Below are 7,260 nucleotides of genomic sequence, written 5' to 3'. Positions count from 1 at the left end.
TGCGCCGGCGCGGTCGAATGGACGGTCGACTGCGGCTGCCAGGCCTTGCAGCCGGTCGCGAGCAGGCCCCGCGGCGTCGGCTCGACCCGGTAGTCGTCGATCGCCGTCATCCCGCGGGCGCCGAGCCAGCCCTCGTGGACGAATCCGAAGTGCGCCATGTCGAGGAAATTCTCCACCAGCCGGGGCGCGCTGGTCTCGACCTCGTAGGGGCCGCAGTTGAGCTTGCGCAGGCGCGGGTCGTCCTCCGCGGCGAAAGCGGGCGGCGCTTCATCGCCCGCCTCCGCCGCCTCGAGCCGGACCCACACCAGCCCTTGCGCTTCGCGCGCCGCATGGGCGGTGACGCGGTGCGTGGCCGGCGGCACGAAGTCCGGCAGCGCCGGCACCCGGGTGCAGCGGCCGCCGGCCTCGAAGCGCCAGCCGTGGTACGGGCATTCCAGGCGCGCGCCACCGCCTTCGCAGGCCACCACGCGGCCCAGCGAGAGCTGCGCGCCGCGGTGCGGACAGCGGTCCGCCCAGGCGTGAACGGCCGACGCCTCGTCGCGCCACAGCACCAGGTCTTCGCCGAGCAGTCGCACGGCCAGCGGCGCGTCCCGTACCTGGTCCGCCAGCACCACCGGATGCCAGAGTCGTCTTTCAATCATCGTGGAACCTCAAACGAAAAAAGGGTTGCCCCAAGGACAACCCTTCGCACCGGAATCCGGGGCCTTCGATTACTTCTTTTCGCCGCCCGGCACCTTGCCTTCGACGCCCTTGACGTAGAAGTTGACGCCACTCAGGAACTTGTCGTCGGCCACCGCACCGGCGGCCACCACTTCCTTGCCGTCCTGGTCGACGATCGGGCCCTTCCAGATCGAGAAGCTGCCGTCCTTCAGGCCCTTCTTGACTTCCTCGATCTTGGCCTTGGTCTCGGCCGGCACGTCCTCGGCGATCGACACCAGGTCGATCGCGCCTTCCTTCACGCCCCACCAGGTCTGGCCGGTGACCCACTTGCCGTCGAGCATCTCCTGCACCGCCTTGGTGTAGTACGGTGCCCAGTTGATCACGGCCGAGCCCAGGTGGGCCTTGGGGCCGTAGGCGGTCATGTCGGAATCCCAGCCGAAGGCGCGCTTGCCCTTTTCCTGCGCGGTCTTGAGCACGGCCGGCGAATCGGTGTTCTGGAACAGTACGTCGGCGCCGCCGTTGATCAGCGCGGTGGCGGCTTCGGTTTCCTTCGGCGGGCTGAACCATTCGTTGACCCACACCACCTTGGTCGTGACCTTCGGGTTGACCGACTGCGCGCCCAGCGTGAAGCTGTTGATGTTGCGCAGCACCTCGGGGATCGGCACCGAGCCGACCACGCCCAGCGTGTTGCTCTTGGTCATCGAGCCCGCGATGACGCCGGCCATGTAGGCGCCCTCGTAGGTGCGGCTGTCGTAGGTGCGCATGTTCTCGGCCGTCTTGTAGCCGGTGGCATGCTCGAACTTGACTTCCTTGTTGTCCGCCGCGACCTTCAGCATCGGCTCCATGTAGCCGAAGGTGGTGCCGAAGATCAGCTTGTTGCCCTGGCTGACCATGTCGCGGAACACGCGTTCGGCGTCGGCGCTCTCGGGCACGCTCTCGACGAAGGTGGTCTTGATCTTGTCGCCGAATTCCTTCTCGACCGCCTTGCGCGCGTTGTCGTGCGCGAACGACCAGCCGCCGTCGCCGACCGGGCCGACGTAGGCGAAAGCGATGTTCAGCGGTGCCGCCGGCGCGGGTGCCGCAGCGCTCGGCGCCGGGGCCGCGGGTGCGGCGGCCGGCGCGGCTGCTTCTTCCTTCTTGCCGCAGCCGATGAGGGCGGCCGAAGCGACCGCCGTGACGGCGGCCAGCTTGAGCAGGGAACGCTTGTTCAGATCATTCATTGTTTGACATCCTCGAAGGACAGGTTGACGGAGAAACAAAACGAAACGTGATTATGAGCCGGGGTAGAACGGTTTTCCTATGGAGGCCGGCATGTTGACGCGGATGAAGCCCGGGTTGCGCGAGATCAGCGCCAGCACCACGATCGGCGCGATGTAGGTCAGCATGCTGAGGAACTGGCTCGGAATGTTGACGCCCGTGCTCTGCAGGTGGAAGCCCAGCATCGAGACACCGCCGAACAGGTAGGCGCCGAGCAGCACCCGCACCGGCCGCCAGGTCGCGAAGGTGGTCAGCGCCAGCGCGATCCAGCCCCGGCCGGCGACCATGCCCTCGACCCAGAGCGGCGTGTAGACCGTCGACAGGTAGGCGCCCGCCAGCCCGCACAGCGCACCGCCGGCGATCACCGCCAGGAAGCGGATGCGGCGCACCGGGTAGCCCAGCGCATGCGAGGATTCCGGCGACTCGCCGACCGAGCGCAGCACCAGGCCGGCGCGGGTGCGATAGAGGAACCAGATCAGCCCGATCGTCAGCAGCACCGCGAAGTACACGAGCGGGTGATGGCGGAACAGGGCCGGCCCGACCAGCGGGATGTCGCCCAGCACCGGCAGCGCGTACGACACGCTCTCGGGCAGCTTGGCCTGCACGAAATTGATGCCCGCGAAGGCCGAGAAGCCGACGCCGAACAGGCTCAGCGCCAGCCCGGTGGCGTACTGGTTGGTGTTGAGCCAGATCACCAGCACGCCGAAGAAGGCCGACAGCAGCGCCCCGGCCGCCATGCCGGCCAGGAAGCCGAGCCAGGTGCTGCGCGTGACCACCACGGTGGCGAAGCCGGCGATCGCGGCGCACAGCATGATGCCCTCGGCGCCGAGGTTCWCGATGCCGGCCTKTTCGTTGATCAGCAGGCCCAGCGCGGCGATCGCGAGCACGGTGCCGGCGCTGAGCGTGGAGCCCAGCAAGAGTGCGTAGCTGTCCATCATGCCTCCCGACGGGCCGCCCCTAGGGAGGCATGCGCCCCCTCGGGGGGCAGCGAATACACGAAGTGATGAGCGTGGGGGTTCATGGTCATGCGGCTCCTTCCGTGGGGCGGGCAACAGGTGCGGTCAGGGGCGTGCTGGCCTGCAGCGACCCGGTGCCGCCCGCCGTCGCGGCGATGGCCTTGGGCGCCGACTTGCGGCTGATGCGGTACGCGATCAGCGTGTCGCAGGCCAGCAGCGTGAACAGCAAGAGGCCCTGGAACACGCCGGTGAGCGATTTCGGCAGCCCGAGCCGAGACTGGGCGAGTTCGCCGCCGATGTAGAACATGCTCATGAGGATCGCCGAGAAGATCATGCCGACCGGGTGCAACCGGCCAACGAAGGCCACGATGATGGCGGCGAAGCCGTAGCCCGCCGGCACGTAGGGCGTGAGCTGGCCGATCGGGCCCGCCACTTCGAGCGCACCCGCGAGGCCGGCCGCGCCGCCCGAGGTCAGCAGCGCGATCCAGACCGCGCGCCGGGCCGAGAAGCCCGCATAGCGCGCGGCCGCCGGCGCCAGCCCGCCGACCTGCTGCGCGAAGCCGGCACGGGTGCGGAACAGGAAGACCCACAGCGCCGCCGAGCCGGCCAGCGCGATCAAGAGTCCGATGCTCACGCGCGAGCCCTTCATGAGCCGCGGGATCTGCGTCACCGCCTCGAAGGTCTTGGTCTGCGGGAAGTTGTAGCCCTGCGGGTCCTTCCACGGCCCGTAGACCATGTAGCCCAGCAGCAGCACCGCGACGTAGACCAGCATCAGGCTCACGAGGATCTCGTTGGCATTGAACTTGTCGCGCAGGAAGGCCACGATGGCGGCCCAGAACATGCCGCCCAGGATGCCCGCGACCAGGATCGGGCCCACGATCCAGCCGCCGGTGGATTTGTCGGCCAGCAAGGCGACCCCGCCGGCCGCGAGAGCGCCGAACACGAACTGCCCTTCGGCGCCGATGTTCCAGACGTTGGAGCGGAAGCAGACCGCGAGGCCGAGCGCGATGATCAAGAGCGGCGTCGCCTTGACCATCAGCTCGCCCAGCGCATAGCCGCTCTTGATCGGCTCCCAGAAGAACACGGCGAGACCCTTGACCGGGTCCTTGCCGAGCAGGGCGAACAGCACCATGCCGATCAGCACCGTGATCAGCAGCGCCAGGATCGGCGAGCCGTAGCTCCAGAAGCGCGACAGCTGCGGGCGGGGTTCGAGCTTAAGCATGGGCCACCTCCGTCGCCGCCGAGGCGGCGTGCTGCGACTTGTCCCAGAGACCGCTCATCCACTCGCCGATCTGCGGCACCGTGGCGGCGGCGCGGTCGATCGAGGGCGAAAGCCGCCCCTTGGCGATCACGTAGAGCCGGTCGCTGATCTCGAACAGTTCGTCGAGCTCCTCGCTGACCACCAGCACCGCGCAACCGGCGTCGCGCAGCGCCAGGATCTCGCCGCGGATCAGCGCCGCGGCGCCAACGTCCACGCCCCAGGTCGGCTGCGAGACGATGAAGATCTTCGGATTGGCATCGATCTCTCGGCCGACGATGAACTTCTGCAGGTTGCCGCCCGACAGCGAGCGCGCCGCCGCGCCCGGCCCGCCGGCCTTGACGTTGAAGCGCTTGATGATGTCGCTGGCGTGCTGCTGCAGCGCGCGGGTGCGGATCCAGCCGCCGCGGCCCACCGCGTTGCTGCGCGTCAGCAGCATGTTCTGCGCCAGGGCCAGGGTCGGCACGGCGCCGCGGCCCAGCCTTTCCTCGGGCACGAAATGCAGGCCCAGCGCCCGCCGGCGGCGCGGCCGGAAGTGCGCCGCCGGCTGGCCGAAGACCTCGATCATGCGGGCCTCGGCCCGCGTGTCCTCGCCCGAGAGCGCATAGAGCAGCTCCTTCTGGCCGTTGCCCGAGACGCCCGCGATGCCCACCACCTCGCCGGCCCGGACGTCGAGCGAGATGCCGTCGAGATCGACGCCGAACTGGTCCTCGCGCGCCAGGCTCAGGGCCTTGACTTGCAGCGCCACCGCGCCCGCATGCACCGGCCGGTGCTGCAGGGGCGGCGGCTCGGCGCCGATCATCAGCCGCGACAGCGACTCGTTCGATTCGTTCTGCGGGTTGCACACGCCCGTGACCTTGCCGCCGCGCAGCACCGTGCAGGCGGTGCACAGCTCGCGGATCTCGTGCAGCTTGTGGCTGATGTAGAGGATGCTGCAGCCCTCGGAAGCCAGCTTCTTGAGCACCACGAACAGCTTCTGCACCGCCTGGGGCGTCAGCACCGAGGTCGGCTCGTCGAGGATCAGGAGCTTGGGGTTCGTCAGCAGCGCGCGGATGATCTCGACCCGCTGCATTTCGCCGACCGACAACGTATGGACCGGCCGCGAGGGGTCGATGTCCAGGCCGTACTCGGCGGCCTTGCCCTGGACGCGGCGCGCCACCTCGGCCAGCGCCAGGCTCTTGTCCAGGCCGAGCCAGACGTTCTCGGCCACGGTCAGGGTGTCGAACAGGCTGAAATGCTGGAACACCATGCTGATGCCCAGCGCCCTCGCCTCCTGTGGGTTGCGCACGTTGACCGGCTGGCCGTTGAACATCACGCTGCCTTCATCGGGCTTCACCGAGCCGTAGATGATCTTCATGAGCGTGGACTTGCCGGCGCCGTTCTCGCCGAGGACCGCGTGGGTTTCGCCGGGCGCCACCGTCAGCGAGACGTCGCTGTTGGCGACCACCGCGGGATAGCGCTTCGTGATGTGCGCGAGCTGGAGTCTGTGGATTGTCATGCCTGTGCCTGGCTTTTTTTGGGTTTTAGCGACGCATTGTCGTCAGTGTCCGCCGATATAGATGAACTTGAACAGGAACACGCCGCCGATCAGCCAGACCATCCAGTGGACTTTCGTGGCCTGGCCGGTGAACAGCTTGAGCACCGCATAGGTGATGAAGCCGAACGCCAGGCCATTGGCGATGGAATAGGTGAAGGGCATGGTCAGCGCCGTGACGGCCGCCGGAACCACCTCGGTCGTGTCGTCCCAGTCGAGTTCGGTCAATTCCCTAAGCATCAAACAGGCCACGAAGAACAGCGCCGGCGCCGTCGCATAGGCCGGCACCGCGCCGGCCAGGGGCGAAATCACCAGCGCGGCCAGGAACAGCACCGCCACCGTCAGCGCCGTGAGGCCGGTGCGGCCGCCGGCCTGCACGCCGGCCGCGCTCTCCACATAGGCGGTGGTGCTGGAGGTGCCGAGCAGCGAACCCGCGAAGATCGCGCCGCTGTCGGCCAGCAGCGCCTTGTTGAGGCGGTCCATCTTGGCCGGCACCAGCAGGCCGGCGCGCCGCGCCACGCCCATCAGCGTGCCGGTGGCGTCGAACAGTTCGACCAGGAAGAACACCAGGATCACGTTGAGGATGCCGCCCGACAGCGCCGCCTTGATGTCGAGCTGCAGGAAGGTCGGCGCGATCGAGGGTGGCGCCGCGAAGATGCCGTGGAAGACGTTGCCGGCGAAGAAGAACGAGGCCACGGTGACGGCGATGATACCGATCAGGATCGCCCCCGGCACCTTGAGCCGGTCGAGCACCACGATCAGGAAGAAGCCCAGGGTCGCCAGCACCACCTCGGGCGTGTGCAGGTCGCCGAGCGTGACGTAGGTCGCCTTGGACGGCGCCACGATGCCCGCGCTCTTGAGCGCGATGATCGCCAGGAAGAGGCCGATGCCGACGGTGATGGCCACCCGGATCGAATGCGGGATGCCGCGGATGATCAGCTCGCGCAGCTTGAACACCGTGACCAGCAGGAACAGGCAGCCCGAGACGAACACCGCCCCCAGCGCCGCCTGCCAGGTGAAGCCCATCTGCAGCACCACCACATAGGCGAAATAGGCATTGAGCCCCATGCCCGGCGCCAGCGCGATCGGGTAGTTGGCGTACAGCGCCATGATGCCCGTGCCCAGGGCGGCGATCAGGCAGGTGGCGACGAACACCGCATCCTTCGGCATCCCGGCGTCGCCGAGGATCGACGGGTTGACGAAGATGATGTAGGCCATCGTCAGGAAGGTCGTGAGGCCCGCCACCAGTTCGGTTCGCACCGTGGTGTTGTGCTCCCTGAGCTTGAATATCCGCTCGGCCCAGCCGGCCGCGGAAGGCTGCGGCGCGCTGGCGTGCTGCTCGAGGTCGAGCGCTTGTTCTGTCCGGTTCATCGCTTGTGTCTCCGTCTCATTTCTTGGGGTCCGTGGCGTTTTTTCTGCAGGGGTCGCGACGCCGGCGCGACAAACGAATCGGTCTATTCGGGTCCGGTCGCGGCGGGCGGCGGGCGCAGCGAGGCCGCCACCGCCTTGGTGCGCTCGCGCAGCCAGCGCGCCGAGCTCGACGAATGGGTGCGCTCGTGCCACAGTTGGTAGTACATGAGGCGCGGCAGCGGCAC

The 7,260-nt window shown here is 68.1% G+C and carries 6 protein-coding genes and 1 pseudogene; all 7 read right to left on the bottom strand.

Features of this window, described 5'->3' with window-relative positions; translation table 11 throughout:
* The coding region (locus tag AC1D2K_RS25995) for a Rieske 2Fe-2S domain-containing protein (protein WP_478092144.1) at positions 1–641 on the bottom strand (641 nt) is incomplete at its 3' end.
* A gap of 69 nt (positions 642–710) precedes the next feature.
* Entirely contained in the window at positions 711–1,880 is a 1,170-nt protein-coding gene (locus AC1D2K_RS25990; protein WP_478092142.1) for a BMP family ABC transporter substrate-binding protein, read from the bottom strand.
* A 51-nt stretch (positions 1,881–1,931) separates the two neighbouring features.
* The gene (locus AC1D2K_RS25985) at positions 1,932–2,852 is read right to left on the bottom strand and encodes an ABC transporter permease (RefSeq protein WP_478092140.1); all 921 of its coding nucleotides are present in this window, start codon (positions 2,850–2,852) and stop codon (positions 1,932–1,934) included.
* A gap of 88 nt (positions 2,853–2,940) precedes the next feature.
* Complete coding sequence (locus AC1D2K_RS25980; protein ID WP_478092138.1) at positions 2,941–4,095, bottom strand: ABC transporter permease; 1,155 nt, start codon at positions 4,093–4,095, stop codon at positions 2,941–2,943.
* Positions 4,088–5,629 (bottom strand): ABC transporter ATP-binding protein, encoded by a 1,542-nt coding sequence (locus tag AC1D2K_RS25975; RefSeq protein WP_478092136.1) that lies wholly within the window; start codon positions 5,627–5,629, stop codon positions 4,088–4,090. The genes AC1D2K_RS25980 and AC1D2K_RS25975 overlap by 8 nt, the downstream gene beginning before the upstream one ends.
* Positions 5,630–5,671: 42 nt before the next feature.
* Entirely contained in the window at positions 5,672–7,036 is a 1,365-nt protein-coding gene (locus AC1D2K_RS25970) for an NCS2 family permease (RefSeq protein ID WP_478092135.1), read from the bottom strand.
* An 83-nt stretch (positions 7,037–7,119) separates the two neighbouring features.
* Positions 7,120–7,260 (bottom strand): annotated as a pseudogene (locus tag AC1D2K_RS25965) (LysR family transcriptional regulator); the annotation flags it as partial.

This window comes from Variovorax sp. P1_H12_2 (genome assembly GCF_056405335.1).
The sequence above is the reverse complement of the archived record's forward strand: the minus strand, read 5'-3'. Positions and strand labels throughout refer to the sequence as shown.

Coding starts and splice junctions, on each gene's coding strand:
- AC1D2K_RS25990 (WP_478092142.1), bottom strand. CDS start 1,880: ATGAATGATCTGAACAAGCGTTCCCTGCTCAAGCTGGCCGCCGTCACG.
- AC1D2K_RS25980 (WP_478092138.1), bottom strand. CDS start 4,095: ATGCTTAAGCTCGAACCCCGCCCGCAGCTGTCGCGCTTCTGGAGCTAC.
- AC1D2K_RS25975 (WP_478092136.1), bottom strand. CDS start 5,629: ATGACAATCCACAGACTCCAGCTCGCGCACATCACGAAGCGCTATCCC.
- AC1D2K_RS25970 (WP_478092135.1), bottom strand. CDS start 7,036: ATGAACCGGACAGAACAAGCGCTCGACCTCGAGCAGCACGCCAGCGCG.